A 17,178-nucleotide genomic window follows, 5' to 3' on the forward strand; every position below is an offset into this window, starting at 1 on the left:
ATCGTGCTTCCTTCGTGTTTCCATTGGCGCACAGGCTGGCAACTCCAGCGGCCCTAGATAGGGAAACAAGCTAGCTGGACCCCCTTATTGAGGATTAGCGGGTCCGAATTCGCGGGCTTGCTTGACTTGCCTCTGCCCGACCAAGACCGTCACGCCTTCTGTGCGCCCTCCCCTACACCTGAGCCCTCCTCCCTTCCAACGGTCGGACATTCTGGAACGGACCAAGGGGAGCTGATCGTCTCGCCGATCAGTGCGATTACCGAAGGGCGGCGCCTCACCGCCAGCCGCCTCTCAGCCAGGCCTGACAGGAACCACTCGTCATGATCAGAGCCCAGTACCGGAGGCACGAAAGGCAGCGTCCTGCCCGACGCGACCCACATCTCTTCAACATACTGAATATGCCGGCGGTATATGTCCGTCATTGGCATGGCCGCTTTTCTGCGGATCTCGGACGCGGTACGGCTCGCGTAATCAGTGAGCCGTTCTTGCATATTGGGAAATTTGCCGACCGTAATGAGCGCTTGTGCCATCTCATAAGCCACTATTCGCAGCTCCTCCCGCGTCCGCTCGACGGCCGGCGCTGGCGGGAGCGCACATTCGAGCTTCGCCAACCGCCGCCGGATCGTCATGCTCCCCTCCGGGAGCGCTGCTCTTCCAAGCGCTTTTCAAGTTCGGCGATGCGCGTTTCGTGATCGCCCGCTTCAATAATCTCATTGTGAGCTGATAGTAGCGCCATCACGCGCCCGGCCTCATCGGGAGTGATTTCACCAGCCGAGACTGCAGCCAGGACCATCGAGGACGCATCGACCGCATCCTTTGCAGACCGGACTAGCGGGAGGTCCAGACTCAGCGGCGAGTCCTTCTTGGGCGGCGCAAGTCGATCCAAACACAGGCGAAGAGCGGTCGTGTCCCCGTCCAAGGCCAGCTCAACAGCTTTTGCCGTGAGGACTTCGTGCTGACCTTCGAGAAGAGCTTCGATGGCTCGCGTGACCCGATGACGGCTGCCAGCTCTGTTGCCGCCCAGCTTGTTACCCGAGGCGAAGCGACCGTCCGAATTTCGCCCGTCATTGTTCGGCTTGCGCATGGCTCTTCCCCAAATTCCGACCTTGCGATTGCGGTACTATTTCCTGACTCTCGCGATACGATTTGCCCGCGTGTGTGATTTCGTCTGCCCAGTCGTGGCCGGCTTCGATGGGCACATGGACCTGCACCTGCAGGTCGAGACGACCGGCCAGCCTGTGAGCGAGGCCAAACGCGGCGGCCTGTCCTCCGAACTTCGCGTCATTGTCGCCGAAAATCCAAACCTCGCGGACATAAGCCGGAGGGGTCCACTTCGCGAGCATGGCGGCGTTCATTGCACTCCAGACGGGAATGCCGAACCGGTCCGCTGCGGCGAATGCCGTCTCGATACCCTCGGCGATGCCAAGGATCTCACCGGTCGCCGCGAACAGTCTGATCGCCGCACCGTCAGGGATCCGGCCGGGCATAAGAGCGCGCGGATTCTCCATATCCGCCTTGCCGTTCGGTCCGAGGAACGTCCGGTGAATGTTTACCGGCTCACCGTCCGGACCGCTAACGAGGGCAAGCAACGCCGAGCGATGCACCCCGTCGGGTGCGGGGCACCATCCCGTTGAGCGCAAGCAAGAAGGAATAGTCGATGGCAGTGCGGCCCGGCTGGCCAGGTAGCGATGAGCACGATCGCCCGAAATCAGCGGGGTGGCACTCTGCCAGAGCTTATTCATGAGCCTAACGCGGGTGGGGTCATCCATTTCGCGCGTTGGCGGATCGGGATCGACGTTGCCGACCACGTCATCGACCTCGCGCGCCGCCGTGACAAAGTCCCAGCCCTTCAAGTTCATCAACAACTGCAGGCCGTTACCCGCCCCACATTGGCCACAGATGTAGGTGCCATTGCCATTCTTGTTGTCCCAACGATAGCGGTCGCGCCCTCCGCACAACGGACAGGGGCCGTGCCTGTTGTCGAGAAACTTGGCCTCGACCCCGAGATGGAGGAGAATTCCCTTCCATTTGCCGCGCGCGGCGTCGATCGTCCTGCGCCTCACGCGGCGTTCTCCCGCCTCTTGTGGTAGGCGATGCGACGAGAGTACTCGTACGACAGGAATTCTGGCGTGGGCTCCTTCGGCTCCCAAGCCAGATCACGCGGCCACTCCTTAAACTTGCCCCTGTAGAGCGCCTTAGCCATCTTGCCGTTCTTGCCCCGCTGGCCGTCGACGAACAGCGCCATGCTCCAGAAGGCCTGCTTGTCCTCGAAGGTCGCCTTGCCCTTGCCGGGCCGGCGCTCGACCAACTCGCCTTCCGCCACCCTGACTTCGCTCTGACGCTCGGCCTTGAAGCCGCAGGCGGGGCAGACAGCGGCGTTGGGCGGCTTAAGAACCCCACACGCCAGGCACTCCTTCGGCATCGGTTCCCCGCGCTCCTTCCGGGTCCTGAGAGGCTTGTCCTTCTTGCCTTGGAGGTTGGCGTAATGGATGTCGGTTACAAAGCCGAGCCGTGAGTGATTGTCCGCATGATCGAGTATGAGGCAATCTGCCTTACCTTCGGCGGGCCGAAGCCCCCGACCGATCGACTGCACGAACAGCATCTCAGACTTGGTCGGTCGCGCCATGACGATGCACCGGATATCAGCATCTACCCCGGTGGTGAGCGTGCCGACGTTCACAATACCGGCGAGATTGCCGCACGCCATCTCGGCAAACAGCAGTTGCCGCTCGACACGATCAGTGTTGGCATCGCAATAACCCATCGCGACATCCGCGCGGAACAACTGCCGCTGCAGCTGCCGGGCGTGCGCGCGGTTTACAGCGAAGACGAGCGTGGGGCGTCGCTCGCTCTGCCGCAGCCAGGTTTCGACGACGTCAGCAACGAGCTGATTGTCGCCCATCACGGCGGCGAGTTGCCCCTCGTCGTAATCGCCCGCGACTATGCGGACGCCCGCCAGGTCCGGGTGCGACGGCGCAAACACACGAAAAGGCGACAGGATGCCCGCGTTAATCAACTCGTGCATCCGCACGGGAGTGATAAGCTTCTGCCAGTGGTTGGCCATGCCCTTTGCCCACGGCGTCGCCGAGAGACCGATAAACAGCACATCAGGCGAGGCGGTCATCCAGTCGGTGACCACCTTGAAACGCATATGACATTCATCAACGACGACGATGTCCGTCTTGGGCAGCGTACGGCGCGAGAGCGTCTGAACGGACGCCACCTGCACCGGCATCCCGTAATGCGTCCGTGGATGGTTGGCCTGAATCACGCCAAGGTCGAAGATTCCTTCGCCCTCGAACGCCGCCACGGTCTGGTCGATCAAGCTGATCGAGGGCACCGTGAAGCACAGCCGGTTGCCCTTGGCTTGCGCGCCCTTGATGATTTCGGCTGCGATGCGGGTCTTCCCCGCCCCAGTGGGCAGTTGGAGAACAACACGGCTACATCCCTCGACGAGGGCCCGCCGCAATTCCTGAAGCGCAAGGTCCTGGTGCGGACGGAGCGGACGGGGCTCGGTCGCATCGGCCCAGAGATGGCGAAGCAAGGTCACGTGCCGCTCCCATCAATTACACGAAAGGGGTAGTCGCGCTCTTGCGTATCGCCATGAATGCTACCCTGGGAAGGACCCTCACCTTCACCTTCACCTTCATCCGCGCGGGGTTCAGCATTTGTCGAGCCCCGGCTGAACACCTGTTCAACACGCGCTGCCTTCCTGTTGACCCCTGACGCGATCCCCGCGAGGCGCTTCTTCTCACGGTTCGCCTTAGCCTTTGCGATTTCCGCCGTAGTGGCTGGATGGGTAAGCATTCCGGCCTTGATCTCGAACAGCGACCACAAGGTTTCCTTAATCTCGGCCCACTGCCGGGGCGTGGCCCTCACCAGCTTTGCGAGCTGCTTGTCATCCGCTTTAATCGCGCCACCGGCCTTCCAGAGATTAGCGATAATCAGCTGAAAGGCACCGACCTCGTGACCCGTCATGGAAGCGGTGACGGTGAAAAAGTCTCCGATGTAGGTCGGAAACCAAATGTCGACCGCGCTGCCCATCATCCGGCCTCGAACTCAGCAAGGAACACGAAGGACGCAACCGCCCGATGGGCTTGCCAGTAGGGATTGCCGGGAAGCTCGGGATAATCCCTCTCGGCCTTCACCAAGACCTGATGGACAGCAAACGCCAGTTCAGAACGGGGCGTGTCGGTTTGCACCGCACCCGGACGCGCGTAGCTGGCCGCGCTCACGACTGGTGTCCACGAGCGTTCGTGGGCGTAGCGCCACCGCTCGTATTCAAGGTGACGCGGTCTTCAATCCAGCGGCTGAGATCGCCGACGCGATAGCGGACGTTACGCCCCAGCTTGAGGTACGGGGGGCCACCTCCATAGACCCTCAGCTTTTCAAGCATCGAAGAGGATACGCCGAGCCACTCGGCCGCTCGGCCGGTATCCAACAAATTGAGGTGAACGAAGTCTTGCGCCATCTTGCTTGGCTCCTCGGGCCGCACAGTGCCGCCTGTTGGATTCTGCTTGATAGCTTCCCGTCCAAGACGCCGCCGGAAATGCCGAAAAGCGCCGAAAAGGGGCTCATGGGCCTATTCTCGGCGGACCGCCTCTTCCTTCATCCGCTTAAGGAATTCTTGAATGGCGGGCTGGAAGGTCGTCCGAGCCAACCCCTCCCTCCCCCACTCGACAGTGAGTATGGTGTCGATCTGCTTCCAAAGTTCATCTGAACCCAAAGCGGCAAACTGGTCGGCCGTATCGTTTTGGCGTTCTACCCACAGGGCCAGTGCTGCGGCGAAGATCGGCCACCCGGCGGCCGGTGAGCGCCCTTTCTTTCGACCGCCCGTTTCCGAGCCACTCCCAGCGGAAACAGGCGGAAGCTTGAAGAATTCCCGCACTTCCGCCTGATTGAATAGCAAGCGGTCACATCGGAACTCGGCCGCTCCAACAACGCCAAGAAGGCCGCCCTCATTGATAGCTACGCGCCCTTCGAACTGGTCGGACTCCAAATCCAATCTCGAGTTCCTATGACTCCAGAGCTTGCGGGGAATGTTCCAGTTTTCATGCTCGCTGATCAGACGACCGGCCGATTTTACAACGTCGACGTACTTGGCTCTACCGGTGATGTACCCCCTGCCAAGCGCATCAATTAGTTCCTGAGTTCCAGCGCCGGGCGTCACTTCGGCCAAGACATCTCGAAGGTTCGCTGACGTAAGCCAACCTTGCTCGTCCTTCATGATACTTCCAAATTCTTGATGACTTCGCCCCACGCATTAAGTGCATCAGCTTTTTCAACTAGCCAATCATGGCGCTGATAGACGCCCGCAACACCGCTCCGCGAGCCGCCGACGTGGTTCAAGACCGCCTCCGTTACTTCGAAACGAACGCCCAAGCGCTGCAAACCCGTTGCCACAGTCCGACGCAGATCGTGGATCCGCCATGGCTCGGCCTGACCGCCAGCGTCATACGCCATGACTTCGTCAATTCGCCGCTTCGCCTTCGAGAAACCCGAGACGGGCGTTGCGCCTGTTGTCGAAAAGACGAAGCCAGATTTCGGCCAACTGTCACCCGCCCCGAGCTCATCCAGCTCGCCAATGGCCAGGGCGCTCAACGGCACAAGGTTCGGCTTGCCATTCTTCGAACGAGCCGCGGGAAGAGTCCAGAGTGCCGCCGCGCGATCGAGCTCGCGCCAGTCGAGCGCGGCGACTTCTTCTCGGCGCTGACCAGTCAACAGCAGGAACCGGAAGAGGCTTCCAAACGGATAGCTGAGCTCCTCGCAACCTCGCCATAGATGCACAAGCTCCTCGTGCGAAAGCACCCTGTCCCGTGCAGCTACAGGTGGCGGGGCTTCGACCCCTTCAAGCGGCGAGCGGTCGAGGTCGCCGCGGCTCACCGCCCATCGAAATAGTTTGCGCAAGGTTGCATGCGTTAGCCGCGCGATCGCCGGACGGTCATGCGTCCGATCCCAAATGAGACTTAAGTCAGAGCGCTGAATCGCCGGCAGCGGTTTACGCTTGAGGACCGGCACCGCTTCGCGTTTCAGAATGCCCGCACCTAACGGCCACTGTTTCCAACGCTTCTTCAGGTAAAGATCAACGAAAAGTTCAACGTACGATTCAAATCCCAGATCGATTGCCTGCCGACGTCGCTCGTGCTCCGCTTGTACTGGATCGACGCCCTGTTTGATCATCAGCCACAAGCGTTCTGCTTCCTTCCTTGCAGTCAGCGGTGTCCAAGGTGAGCCGTGCTTGCCGATGGTGTAGCGCCGCGATGACGCTTCGCGCCCGCCCATACGGTACTGAAGCACGTAGGATTTCGCGCCGCTTGTAGTCGTACGGACGCCAAACCCGCGCAATACGTCGTCCCACGTGAAGGTCTCCTTGGCACCGGGCTCAATCCGATCGACAACCTGTTTAGTAATCCGGGCAGTGGGCATTAGCAGCTCCTGGCGACCCCATGCGATTGCGAGGGTTAGCGGGTCGAGCTCGGCGAAAGAAATAAGCACCCAGCAATCACCCCATCGACAGGCCTAGCCAAATGCGTCCAATCCTGTCCACCAGAAAATGATGGTACTCCAATGGCTTGTGCATCCCGGAGCAAGCCGATGCATACACGTCCAACCTAGGACCCGAATCTCTTAATCAGCGGGTCCTAGGTTCGAGCCCTAGTGCGTCCACCACCCACCACCGATAGTCACCTCGCCTAGCGATAACCGAGTACGCGCAGCAGCAGCGGCCCGCCGGGTAGGATTTCGGCCAGCGCGCGCAGGGAGCTGGCGAAGGCAAGCCGCAGTATGGCCACATAGGTGACGCCAAGCACCGTTCCGGCAAGAGCCAGACTCAGGAGCGGGTGCAGTGTCATGATCCAAGGCCGAAGGAACGCCACCGCAAGCGCTGCGCCTGCGGCCGCCACGGCGGGGGGGATAAGCCCACCGGCAACACCGCTCCAGGTCATCGCGCGGGTCCGCACCATCGCCACGCAGACCAGCCCAAGCATTGCCGCGCCAAGCAAACTCGTTGCCATGAAATAATACTTTGGCCCGGATGGGATGGTCAGCCATGCCAGCAGGATGGCCAGCACGCTGGTCGCGATATCGATAGCCAGCACCAGCTTGCGGCTCTCGTTTGCCAGCATCAGCGTGGTACACATCTGTACGCAGCCAAAGGCGCCGATAGAAAGGCCGGCCCAAGGCAGCAATTCAATCACCGGTAGCCATTGCTCACCGTAGAGAACCAACACAATCTCGCGCGGCATAGTCCACAGGAACAGTGCGGCAGGCACCATGCTCCAAGTTACGCCGCGCATGAGCAAACCGGCAAGCCGCTGGAAACGCGGTGTTTGCTGTTCGGCCCGGGTGATGATAGGATAGAGCGCGGCGATGGCCAGTCCGCCGAATTGCCCGACCAACATGATCCCGAGCCCCGACGCACGCGTGTAAATGCCAAGTGTCGCCAAGCTGAATACCGCGCTGATCAAGGCTTGCTCGGTAAAGGTACGGCCTTGCCCGGCTGCAGCCGAGAACATCCGCTGATAGCCAAAGCTGAGGGCATTGGCATAGTACTGGTGATCATAGGACCATTGAGGTCGGAACCCGCCGCGCCAGAACAGGTCGATGGCCATCGGCAAACCGAAGATCACTGCTGGGGCCACCAGCGCCCAGTATCCCGCGCCCAGCCATGCCAGCAGCAGGGCCGCCAGCAACCCGCCGACCGCACCGCTGAAGAGCAGCCCGCGCAGCTTTAACCATTCGTGGTTCACCTCCAGCATTCGCTGACGCAGCGACGCCGGCACGCCGATCACGAAGTTCAAGGTCAGCACCGCGAGCGGCGCTGCGATGGCTTCGTATTTGGGGGATTGGGCAAGGGCAAAGCAAACGGCTAAAGTGATCGTGACGATGACGGCGTTGATCACTACGCCTGCGGTCCAGTGGCTCTGCCAATCGATTGTGGCCGGATCGCGCGCCTGCAGTGCGTGCTGCACGAAGATTGCGAAACTGGCGACCGTCAGCCCGTTGAGGATCGCCTGTGCCAGTGACACGGTGCCATAATCTGCGGGCGTGAGCAGGCGCACCAGCACCAGCATGGCACCGAACTGGACGGCCTGGTTCAGAAACTGGAAGCCCGCCCCCCAGACGATGGACTGACGTGCCGAATGACCCAGTTCGCCTTTCTGCGCCATCTGCGGTTGCCCCTGCCTTCGCGTCGCGTTCGGCCCACGATGTCCGACGAAGGCCGCGCGCTAGCGGGCTTGACGGGCAAGGCCAAGGGCAATCTCGCGCATTGTGTTTTGTGCGAAGGGCCCACACAGTCTGGCGAGGCAGCAACAGGATGGCCCAGCAATGTCGATACTCGAAGGTCGCGTCGTCGTGATCACGGGGGCCAGTTCGGGCATCGGCGAGGCGTGCGCCCTCGCCTTTGCCGCCAAAGGTGCCAAAGTCGTATTGGCGGCACGGAGGCAGGAACGGCTGGCGGCGCTTGCGTCCCGGATCGAGGCAGCGGGCGGGGATGCGCTGGCGGTGGTGACAGACGTGACGCGGGAGGACGATGTCAGCGCGTTGTTCGCCGGGACGTTACGGCGATTTGGCGCAATCGACGTGCTGATCAACAACGCCGGCATTGCCATTTCCACGCCGGTTGACGAGATGACGCTGGCGACCTGGCGTGCAGTGATCGACACCAACCTTACCAGCGCCTTCCTGTGCAGCCGCGAGGCCTTTCGCGCGATGAAGGCCCGGGGCCGCGGGCGGATCGTGAACGTCGGCTCGATCTCGGCCCGCGTGCCGCGCGACCATAGCCCGGCCTATGCCGCCAGCAAGTTCGGACTCGACGGGCTGACCCGCTCGCTGGCGATAGACGGCCGGCCGCACCGCATCGCCGCCTCGATCTTCCACCCCGGCATTGTCGCGACCGAAATCGCACCTGGCGCGATCACCCTCGACGCGGAAGTCGCTGCCAGTCCCGAGGACATGGCCGACGTCATCGTGCACATGTGCGACATTCCCGACCATCTCAATTTCTACGAAGGCATGGTGATGCAGATAGACCTCCCGTTCCTTGGTCGCGGCTGAGCGGATGCGAGAACGATCACCATGCGAAAGGACAGAAGCGTGACAGTGCGGCAATGGCTGCCTTTGCGAAAGGCCGCACGATGGCTGGGGTTTGTGCCGGCCCTCGTGCTCGCCGTGTCAGCGGCAAACGCGCAGTCGACCGAGGAGCGCAATTCGGCACAGGAGTGGGCGCGGCTGGAAGCGCAGGATCTGCGGCTCGCGGAAATCGCCGAGCGGCTGGCACTCGCCAACGCGCCGCTTTGCACAACGCTGATGCCTTTGACGGGGATGATCCTGCATAGTGCCGACCAGTACGGATCGACCTCGGCACGCGAGCGGTTCGTCAACGGCCCCCTCGCCATTGCCAGCCTGCTGCCTGATTCACCCGCCGCCAATGCCGGCCTTCGGCGCGATGACGCTTTCGTGGCGATCGATGGACAGCGCGTGGAAGACATCGTGCCGGCGGCGAATGCACGGCTGCGAGAGGCAGCCTTCTACCGCATGGCGGATCGCCCGACCGGCACCCCCCTCGCCCTCACCGTGATGCGCGACGGCACAGAAAGGGTCGTCGAGCTCGACGCGCCGCAAGGCTGCCGCTCGCTGGTAGAGGTGCTGCTGGGAGAGGGGCCGATGGCGCGATCGGACGGACGGGTGATCCAGGTGCAATTCGATAGCGTCGCGGCCTTGACGGACAGTCACCTCGCCATCGTGGTGGCGCACGAACTCGCGCACACCATCCTGGAGCATCGGCGGCGCAAGGAAGAAGCGGGGATCGACAATGGCCTGTTCGCAGAGCTCGGTCGCAACCAGCGCGCCAATCGGGAGGCGGAGATCGAGGCTGACCGGTTGTCAGTCCACCTGCTGGCCAATGCCGGCTACGACCCGGCGATCGTGCCCGATTTCTGGCGCAACGCCGCTGCCTACGGAATGCCGGGCGCAACCCTGCCCAGCTTCATCTACCCATCGAATGAGGGCCGCGCGGCACTCGTCGAGCGGGAGATCGCGCTGTATCTTGCGTTGCGGCGCGGGCCCACTTGGCCGGGTCATTTGCTCGCCCGGAGGGACAGCAGCTTTGCGCGCGACTAGCGCCCGTCGCTCTCGGGAGCTTCGGTGATGTCGACGATATGGCGATCGAAATAAGTCAGCGGCTTGGCATCGTGCCGGTGGCTTGCGGCAATTAATTCTCCGACGAAAATCGTGTGCGTGCCGAAGGCGTGGCGATCGGCGACCGAGCAGACCAGGCTCGACTGCGCGCTTCGCAGCACCGGAACGCCGTGTTCGTCCGCCCAGTCGCCCACCGCGAACCGGCCTTCGACCCCGGCCCGCATGAACCGCTCCGCCACGTCGCGGTTGGCAAGGCCGAGAATATTGACGCAAAACCGCTCTGCCTCGGCCAGCGGATCATGCAGGGATGCTTCGCGGTTGATACAGGCCAGCAGCGATGGCGGATCGAAGCTGAGCGATGCGACGGAGGTCGCCAAAATCCCGAACCTTTCTCCGCGATGGGTAGTGGTGACAGCGTAGACAGTGGCCGCGACATGGCGCATCGCCTCGCGAAATGCGAAGCCGATTGCGTCGGGTGTATTGATGTCGGCGGCCATGCTCTCCTGCCCTTAAATGGTGAAGCGCGCAGTTTCAAAGGGCTTTCATGGGGGCGACGTTCGCCTAGAATGTGGTTTGTTGGATTGCTATCACATTTTGATGTGATATGCCTGCCTTCATGAGTGACATCATCGCCAAAGTCCGTCACATCGTCGACGAGGGAATCATGACCCGCGCCGGGCTCGCCCGCGCCGCCGGTCTTCATGCCAACACCCTGCGCGATTGCAGCGAAGATGCCTGGAATCCGACGACCGAGACGCTGGGCAAGCTCGATCGTTTCCTCTCCGCGAACGACGACACGCCTGTTCTGGTCGGCATCGAGGAGATTATCGAGGAGGCCCGCAACGGGCGGATGTATATCCTGGTCGACGACGAGGATCGCGAGAACGAGGGCGACCTGATCATCCCCGCCCAGATGGCAACCCCCAACGCTATCAACTTCATGGCAACGCATGGCCGTGGCCTGATCTGTCTATCGCTGGGCAGCCGCCGCGCCCGTGAACTTGGACTTCAAATGATGGCGGCGCGAAACCGCACCCGGCATGAGACCGCGTTCACTGTTGCCATCGAGGCCCGCGAAGGGGTCACCACCGGCATCAGCGCCGCCGACCGCGCGCGCACCGTTTCGGTTGCGATCGATTCGAGCAAGGGCCCGGACGACATCGTCACCCCCGGCCACGTCTTTCCCCTCGTCGCCCGCGACGGCGGCGTGCTGGTGCGCGCGGGCCATACCGAAGCTGCAGTCGACATCAGCCGGCTTGCCGGGCTCAATCCCGCAGGCGTGATATGCGAGATCATGAACGAGGACGGCACGATGGCCCGTCTCGACGACCTGATCGGTTTCGCCCGCCGGCATGACCTGAAGATTGGCACCATCCGCGATCTGATCGCCTACCGGATGCGCCACGACCATCTCGTCATCCGTGCCAGCGAAGGCGATTTCCGCTCTGACTACGGCGGAGACTGGCGGGCGATCACCTATCGCAACACCGTCGACGGCTCGACCAACCTGGTGCTGCAGAAGGGTAAGGTCGTCCCCGGCGAGCCGGTGTTGACGCGAATGCATGCCATCAGCGTGTTCGACGACGTGCTCGGCCGTCCGGGCGAAAAGAAGCGCGCGCTGCAACGCGCGATGACAGCCATCGGCGAGGCGGGCAACGGATTGATCGTGGTGCTCATGCCCAACCGCCCGCAATCGCTGGAAGACGAGGTCGCCGGCCTCTCCCTCAACAGCGGCGAGCTGCGCGAATACGGCATCGGCGCGCAGATCCTGGCAGACCTCGGCGTCAGCGAAATGATCCTGCTGACCAATTCGAAACACAACGTGGTCGGGCTCGAAGGTTATGGCATAACCGTCGTCGAAGAACGCGCTATCCCGGAGTAATCATGGCCCATTTCCTCATCGTCGAAGCCCGTTTCTACGCCCATCTGAACGACATGCTGGTCGCCGGCGCCCGCGCCGCGCTGGAAGATGCCGGCCACACCTGCGAGATCGTGACAGTTCCCGGCGCGCTGGAGGTGCCTGGCACCATCGCTCTGGCGGCGGATGCCGGACGTTTTGACAGCTTTGTCGCCATCGGCGTCGTCATTCGCGGGGAAACCTATCATTTCGAGATCGTCGCAGGCGAAAGTGCGCGCGCCATCATGGCGCTCACGATGGACGGCATCGCCATCGGCAATGGCATCCTGACGACGGAGAACGAGGCGCAGGCGCTGGTCCGCGCCGATCCTGCGCAGAAGAACAAGGGCGGCGAGGCAGCGCAGGCGGCCATGCGCTTGATGGAACTGCAGGAGGCCTATCGTGTCTGAGCATACCTTCATCGCCGGTATCCCGCTGGTTCTCGGCGGCAACGTGTTCGGCTGGACGGCGCACGGCGATGAAGGGCTCGCCGTGCTCGACGCCTTTTACGAAGCCGGCGGACGTATGATCGACACCGCCGACGTCTATTCCGCCTGGGTCGATGGCCACGCAGGGGGCGAAAGCGAAGCCTTCATCGGCAACTGGCTTGCCTCGCGTGGCGTTCGCGACGAGATGAAAATCCACACCAAGACCGGGATGCTGAGCAAGACGAAGCCGAGCGATCCCGGCTCCATGGGTGATGCGTCGCTTTACGAACCTGCGGCAGTGAACGCGCATCTCCAAGCTTCGCTGGAGCGGCTGCGGACCGACTATATCGATCTCTACTACGCGCATCGCGATTTCGCGGTGTTGGACGTGGCGCAGATTGCCGAGGTGTTCGCGCAAACCGTGAAGAGCGGCCATGCGCGTGCCATCGGCGCATCGAATTTCCAAGCCGATCGGCTGGGCGCTGCCCTCACCCATGCAGACAACAATGGCCTCGCGCCCTTCGACGCGCTGCAAAACCACTACAATCTGGTCGCCCGCGATGATTATGGCCCTGCCCTGCAACAGATGTGTGTGGAGCGGGGCATCGCCATGCTGCCGTTCTTCGGCCTGGCTGCGGGATACCTGACCGGCAAGTATCGCCGGCCGGAGGATTTCGAGCAAGGCCAGCGCGGCTATCGCACGAAGGACTATGTCGAAAGCGGTCCGCCGGTGCTTGCCGTGTTGGACGAGATCGCCGCCGAAACCGGTGCCAGCCTTCCCGCCATCGCGCTCGCCTGGCTGGTCCGCCAGCCCGGCATCCCCGCCCCCATCGCCAGCGCCCGCAATGTCGATCAGTTGCGCGAGACGCTGGCGTTCACCCGGCTTGACCTGTCCGAAGACCAGCTCGAGCGCCTGACCCGGTCGCTGGACTGACTCAGCGGGCGAGACGTCCGAAGCAAGTCTTGCCGGCGTAGCGCGCGCTGTCGCCCAGCTCTTCCTCGATGCGGATCAACTGGTTGTATTTGGCCAGCCGGTCCGAACGGGCAAGTGACCCGGTCTTGATCTGCCCGCAGTTGGTGGCGACGGCGAGATCGGCGATGGTGGCGTCCTCTGTCTCGCCGCTGCGGTGGCTCATTACGCTGGTGTAACCGGCTCGGTGGGCGACATCGACGGCCTCCAGCGTTTCGGTCAGCGTGCCGATCTGGTTGACCTTTACCAGCAGCGAATTGGCCAGGCCTTGGGCGATGCCCATTCGCAGGCGTTCGGGGTTGGTCACGAAAAGGTCGTCACCGACAAGCTGCACCCGGTCCCCGATCCTGTCGGTCAGCGCTTTCCAGCCTTCGAAATCGTCCTCGCTCATGCCGTCCTCGATCGAGCGGATCGGATAGTCGTCACACAGCTTTGCCAGATAATCGGCCATCTCCGTCGGCGCGAGCGAGAGACCCTCGCCCGAAATTTCGTAACGGCCAGCGCGGAAGAACTCGGTCGCGGCGCAATCGAGAGCCAGCACGACATCCTCACCGGGCTTGAACCCTGCCTTCTCGACGCTCGCCATGATGAAATCGAGCGCGGCGCGGGTGCTGGCGATGTCGGGCGCGAAACCGCCTTCGTCACCCACTGCGGTGGCGAGGCCCTTATCATGCAGGGCACCTTTCAGCGTGTGGAAGATCTCGGAACCCCAGCGAACCGCTTCGGCCAGGGTAGGCGCGCCGACCGGCATGACCATGAATTCCTGCACGTCGATGGGGTTGTGAGCGTGCTCTCCCCCGTTGATGATGTTCATCATCGGGACCGGCAGCATGTGCGCCCCCACGCCGCCGATGTAGGAGTAAAGCGGCAGGCCGCGGGCATCGGCCGCCGCCTTGGCCACCGCCATGCTGACGCCCAGGATGGCATTGGCACCGAGGCGGCCCTTGTTGCCGGTGCCGTCCGCCTCGATCATGGCCAGATCGACATCGCGCTGATCCTCGGCATCGACACCGAGCAACAGATCGGCGATCTCGCCGTTGACGGCATCCACCGCCTTGGTCACCCCCTTGCCCAGATAACGGCTCTTGTCGCCGTCGCGCAGCTCGACCGCTTCGTGGGCACCGGTCGAGGCACCGGAGGGGACGGCAGCACGGCCGAAACTGCCATCCTCCAGCAGAACGTCGACCTCGACGGTGGGATTGCCCCTTGAATCGAGGATCTCGCGGCCATGAATATCGAGGATGGCGGTCATCAGAAAGGCTCCGGCAAATGGGGTGTGGCACTGCGGTTTCGCGGGCCTCCTATCTGCCGGAACCATGCTCTGCAACACGCGTTGATTTCCTGAACGCGGGTGTATTATCCAAGTAATACATCTCAAAGGATATAGCCGGGATACTCTTCCGGACGAGGCGAAAGGAAATTATCATGGTCGACACGACACCTACCACCACTCCGCTGACCCCCACCACCGGGGCTACGACCGGTTCGGGTTCCACCACCAGCAGTCTGGGTGCAAGCGCCACCACCGGAACCGTTACCCCGCCGATGAGCACGAGCGAAACCACGCCTGCCACCTCGGCCAACACCAGTGAGGCAAAGTCGCGGTTCAGCGCCGCACTCGACGAGGCGAAAGCCGGAGCAGCCGCGCTCGGCGACGAAGCGAAGCTGCGCGCTGGCCAGTATCGTGACGATGCCCGCAGCAAGGGTGAAACCTGGAGCTCCGACGCCAAGGTCAAGAGCCGTGAACTGGCGCAGGATGGCAAGACCAAGGCCAGCGAGGCTCTGTCCGGGCTTTCGCGCGTGATCGACGAGAACGCCGCCACGCTCGATGAAAAACTGGGTGCGAAGTACGGTGACTACGCCCGTTCGGCCTCGCGCAGCCTGCAGGAAAACGCTCGCCGTCTGGATGAGCGCAGCCTGGAGGAACTGACGGAAGACGGCCGTACCGCCATCCGTAACAGCCCGGTCGCAGCGGTCGGCATTGCAGCCGTGGTCGGCTTCTTCTTCGCTCGCATGTTTCGTTGATATCCGTGACGTTACGGGAGGACGAGAGCACTGCCATGCCGACCGGTGAAGAGGGCTATGCAGGCGCCTCGTTCCCCAGTTCTGCGGATGAGGCATACCAACCCACGGACGAGCCTGGCTCGTCCGTGGGGAAGCGCTCGTTGCTGGAAGATTTCGAAGCCCTGTTTTCCGATGCGCGCGTCTACTATCACGCGGAACTGGCGTTTCAGAAAACCCGCGCCGCGTTCTTGGCCGACTCTCTCAAGCGCACCATCATCTTCGCGACCGCCGGCGCATTCTTCGGCATGTTGGCCACCATTGGTCTCGCGGTCGGGTTGATCATCGCGCTCACTCCGATCGTTGGTGCGTGGGTGGCGACGGCACTGGTGGTGAGCCTGATCCTGATCCTGGGCGGCTGGTGCCTGTGGAAGGCGACAGCATCGTGGCGGACGATGATGCACGCTATTCGCGACGACGACCACAAGGAGGCGAACCATCATGGCTAAAATGCTACGCGCCTTCCACGAAGATCGTGCCATGCGCGATGCGGCGAAGAGCCTTGTGACCAACGACTGGCGCAATATCACCGGCAGCTATGCTCAACGTGGACTGGGCGAGAGGTTGAAGGACCGCCTCAGCGAAGGCGCAAGCGACCTTGCTGACGACACCAGTGAATTCGCGCAGGAAAACCCTGGTGTGATTGAGACTGGCTTTGCGCTTACCTTGGCTGCTGCCGTCGGCTGGCTTTTCCGCGAGGAAATCGCCGAGAGCCTGCAGGAGCTATGGGACCGCGATTGGTTCTGATCGCGCCTGAAACACCCCCTCCGCATACGACAACTTATTCCATTCCGGAGAATTACCATGAACGACCCGAAGCGCGAAGAAATCAAGGCCCGCATTGCCGCCGCTCAGGAACGTGAGGCCGCGCAGGCGGAACGCTCGTTCACCGAGCGCGCGGGCGATACGGCGTCCGAGGCGACCGAAAAGTTCGCTGCCTTTGTAAAGGAACGTCCGCTGACGGCTGCTGCTGGCGGTATCGTGCTCGGTATCCTGGTCGCCAGCCTGTTCAAGACACCGCGCCGGGCTGCCGCGCGCGGAGGTGCAAAGGCGATCGGTCTGGCTGCCGTCGGTGCCGAGATTGCCAGCGCCTTTGCCGCCAACCTTCTCGACGATGCGGAAGACATCGGCAAATCCGGTGCGCGCCGCGCCGGCAATCTTGGCGAGAGCCTGAGTGACCGCGCACGTTCGCTGGGACGCAGCGCCAGCAATTCGCTGCACGATACCGCCGACGCCGCGCGTAGCGCCCGGCGCGAGACCGGCAATGCCCTCGCCCGCGCCATCGGTCGCCGCTGAACGAATTTACCTCGGGATTATCCGCTTGCGCGCCCCGTCGGCATTGCCGATAGGGCGCGCAACGCGTTTCAAGCTACAAGGAAACTTCGATGGTCGATGCCAAGCCCCAGCTTCTCCACCTCGTTATGGGTGGCCGGGTTACCGATCCGCAGAAGGTCGAGTTTCAGGATCTGAAAGACATCCACACCGTCGGCTATTTTGCCGATTACACCAGTGCCGAGGAAGCCTGGCGCAGCTGGGCCCAACGCACGGTCGACGATGCCGAGATGAAATACGTCATCGTTCATCTCCACCGTCTGCTCGAACCCGAATTGCCAGCGCAGCACAGCTAGGAGCTACAGGGTCTCTCACGGACAGCTGACGGCATCTTGGGCCGCATCCATAGC

The 17,178-nt window shown here is 62.5% G+C and carries 22 protein-coding genes; 10 read left to right on the plus strand and 12 right to left on the minus strand.

The window, feature by feature from the left end; genetic code table 11:
* Positions 1–149: 149 nt before the first annotated feature.
* From GRI62_RS06480 to GRI62_RS06525, 10 genes are all read right to left on the minus strand, one after another.
* Complete coding sequence (locus tag GRI62_RS06480; protein ID WP_131452547.1) at positions 150–542, minus strand: hypothetical protein; 393 nt, start codon at positions 540–542, stop codon at positions 150–152.
* An 83-nt stretch (positions 543–625) separates the two neighbouring features.
* Positions 626–1,084 carry a hypothetical protein gene (locus tag GRI62_RS06485; RefSeq protein WP_234027381.1) on the minus strand — a complete coding sequence of 153 codons (459 nt, stop codon included), beginning with the start codon at positions 1,082–1,084 and terminating at the stop codon, positions 626–628.
* Positions 1,065–2,063 carry a DUF7146 domain-containing protein gene (locus GRI62_RS06490; protein WP_160731830.1) on the minus strand — a complete coding sequence of 333 codons (999 nt, stop codon included), beginning with the start codon at positions 2,061–2,063 and terminating at the stop codon, positions 1,065–1,067. The genes GRI62_RS06485 and GRI62_RS06490 overlap by 20 nt, the downstream gene beginning before the upstream one ends.
* Positions 2,060–3,550, minus strand: a complete 1,491-nt coding sequence (locus GRI62_RS06495) for a DEAD/DEAH box helicase (RefSeq protein WP_131452549.1) — start codon at positions 3,548–3,550, stop codon at positions 2,060–2,062. The genes GRI62_RS06490 and GRI62_RS06495 overlap by 4 nt, the downstream gene beginning before the upstream one ends.
* Entirely contained in the window at positions 3,547–4,047 is a 501-nt protein-coding gene (locus GRI62_RS06500; RefSeq protein ID WP_131452550.1) for a DUF1376 domain-containing protein, read from the minus strand. Before GRI62_RS06500 ends, GRI62_RS06495 begins: the two co-directional genes overlap by 4 nt.
* Positions 4,044–4,235: a hypothetical protein gene (locus GRI62_RS06505; protein WP_131452551.1), complete on the minus strand. Its 192-nt coding sequence runs from the start codon at positions 4,233–4,235 to the stop codon at positions 4,044–4,046. Before GRI62_RS06505 ends, GRI62_RS06500 begins: the two co-directional genes overlap by 4 nt.
* Positions 4,232–4,471, minus strand: a complete 240-nt coding sequence (locus tag GRI62_RS06510) for a helix-turn-helix transcriptional regulator (protein WP_131452552.1) — start codon at positions 4,469–4,471, stop codon at positions 4,232–4,234. The genes GRI62_RS06505 and GRI62_RS06510 overlap by 4 nt, the downstream gene beginning before the upstream one ends.
* 111 nt (positions 4,472–4,582) lie before the next feature.
* Positions 4,583–5,227 carry a hypothetical protein gene (locus GRI62_RS06515; protein WP_131452553.1) on the minus strand — a complete coding sequence of 215 codons (645 nt, stop codon included), beginning with the start codon at positions 5,225–5,227 and terminating at the stop codon, positions 4,583–4,585.
* Complete coding sequence (locus tag GRI62_RS06520) at positions 5,224–6,426, minus strand: tyrosine-type recombinase/integrase (RefSeq protein WP_131452554.1); 1,203 nt, start codon at positions 6,424–6,426, stop codon at positions 5,224–5,226. Before GRI62_RS06520 ends, GRI62_RS06515 begins: the two co-directional genes overlap by 4 nt.
* Positions 6,427–6,692: 266 nt before the next feature.
* Positions 6,693–8,168 carry an oligosaccharide flippase family protein gene (locus GRI62_RS06525; RefSeq protein WP_131452555.1) on the minus strand — a complete coding sequence of 492 codons (1,476 nt, stop codon included), beginning with the start codon at positions 8,166–8,168 and terminating at the stop codon, positions 6,693–6,695.
* 160 nt (positions 8,169–8,328) lie between these two features.
* Here GRI62_RS06525 and GRI62_RS06530 point away from each other — a divergent pair, with 160 nt between their 5' ends.
* On the plus strand, positions 8,329–9,057 hold the full coding sequence (locus GRI62_RS06530) for an SDR family oxidoreductase (RefSeq protein WP_131452556.1): 729 nt from the start codon (positions 8,329–8,331) through the stop codon (positions 9,055–9,057).
* Positions 9,058–9,150: 93 nt separating this feature from the next.
* Complete coding sequence (locus tag GRI62_RS06535) at positions 9,151–10,122, plus strand: M48 family metallopeptidase (RefSeq protein ID WP_131452557.1); 972 nt, start codon at positions 9,151–9,153, stop codon at positions 10,120–10,122.
* On the opposite strand, the gene GRI62_RS06540 is transcribed toward GRI62_RS06535, so the two are convergent.
* Positions 10,119–10,637 (minus strand): flavin reductase family protein, encoded by a 519-nt coding sequence (locus GRI62_RS06540; protein WP_131452558.1) that lies wholly within the window; start codon positions 10,635–10,637, stop codon positions 10,119–10,121. The two genes, GRI62_RS06535 and GRI62_RS06540, sit on opposite strands and share 4 nt — an antisense overlap.
* A gap of 119 nt (positions 10,638–10,756) precedes the next feature.
* Between GRI62_RS06540 and ribB the strand changes: the two genes are divergently transcribed.
* Genes ribB through GRI62_RS06555 form a run of 3 tightly spaced genes read left to right on the plus strand, consistent with a single transcriptional unit; the run spans position 10,757 to position 13,399 of the window.
* Positions 10,757–12,022, plus strand: coding sequence for a 3,4-dihydroxy-2-butanone-4-phosphate synthase (ribB, locus tag GRI62_RS06545; protein WP_131452559.1), 1,266 nt, complete (start codon positions 10,757–10,759; stop codon positions 12,020–12,022).
* 2 nt (positions 12,023–12,024) lie between these two features.
* A complete protein-coding gene (ribH, locus tag GRI62_RS06550) occupies positions 12,025–12,447 on the plus strand; it encodes a 6,7-dimethyl-8-ribityllumazine synthase (protein ID WP_131452560.1) in 423 nt (140 codons plus the stop codon).
* Positions 12,440–13,399: an aldo/keto reductase gene (locus tag GRI62_RS06555; protein WP_234032741.1), complete on the plus strand. Its 960-nt coding sequence runs from the start codon at positions 12,440–12,442 to the stop codon at positions 13,397–13,399. The genes ribH and GRI62_RS06555 overlap by 8 nt, the downstream gene beginning before the upstream one ends.
* Before the next feature lies 1 nt (position 13,400).
* On the opposite strand, the gene eno is transcribed toward GRI62_RS06555, so the two are convergent.
* Positions 13,401–14,687, minus strand: a complete 1,287-nt coding sequence (gene eno / locus GRI62_RS06560) for a phosphopyruvate hydratase (RefSeq protein ID WP_131452562.1) — start codon at positions 14,685–14,687, stop codon at positions 13,401–13,403.
* 173 nt (positions 14,688–14,860) lie between these two features.
* On the opposite strand from eno, the gene GRI62_RS06565 reads away from it, so the two are divergent.
* From GRI62_RS06565 to GRI62_RS06585, 5 genes are all read left to right on the plus strand, one after another.
* Positions 14,861–15,460 (plus strand): hypothetical protein, encoded by a 600-nt coding sequence (locus tag GRI62_RS06565; RefSeq protein WP_234027382.1) that lies wholly within the window; start codon positions 14,861–14,863, stop codon positions 15,458–15,460.
* A gap of 140 nt (positions 15,461–15,600) precedes the next feature.
* On the plus strand, positions 15,601–15,945 hold the full coding sequence (locus GRI62_RS06570) for a phage holin family protein (RefSeq protein ID WP_160731831.1): 345 nt from the start codon (positions 15,601–15,603) through the stop codon (positions 15,943–15,945).
* 31 nt (positions 15,946–15,976) lie between these two features.
* On the plus strand, positions 15,977–16,243 hold the full coding sequence (locus tag GRI62_RS06575) for a hypothetical protein (protein ID WP_160731832.1): 267 nt from the start codon (positions 15,977–15,979) through the stop codon (positions 16,241–16,243).
* Between the two features lie 57 nt (positions 16,244–16,300).
* Positions 16,301–16,792 (plus strand): hypothetical protein, encoded by a 492-nt coding sequence (locus GRI62_RS06580; protein WP_131452565.1) that lies wholly within the window; start codon positions 16,301–16,303, stop codon positions 16,790–16,792.
* 89 nt (positions 16,793–16,881) lie between these two features.
* Positions 16,882–17,124, plus strand: coding sequence for a DUF4170 domain-containing protein (locus tag GRI62_RS06585; RefSeq protein WP_131452566.1), 243 nt, complete (start codon positions 16,882–16,884; stop codon positions 17,122–17,124).
* Positions 17,125–17,178 lie beyond the last annotated feature (54 nt).

Source organism: Aurantiacibacter arachoides (assembly GCF_009827335.1).
GTDB classification, from domain to species: Bacteria; Pseudomonadota; Alphaproteobacteria; order Sphingomonadales; family Sphingomonadaceae; genus Alteraurantiacibacter; species Alteraurantiacibacter arachoides.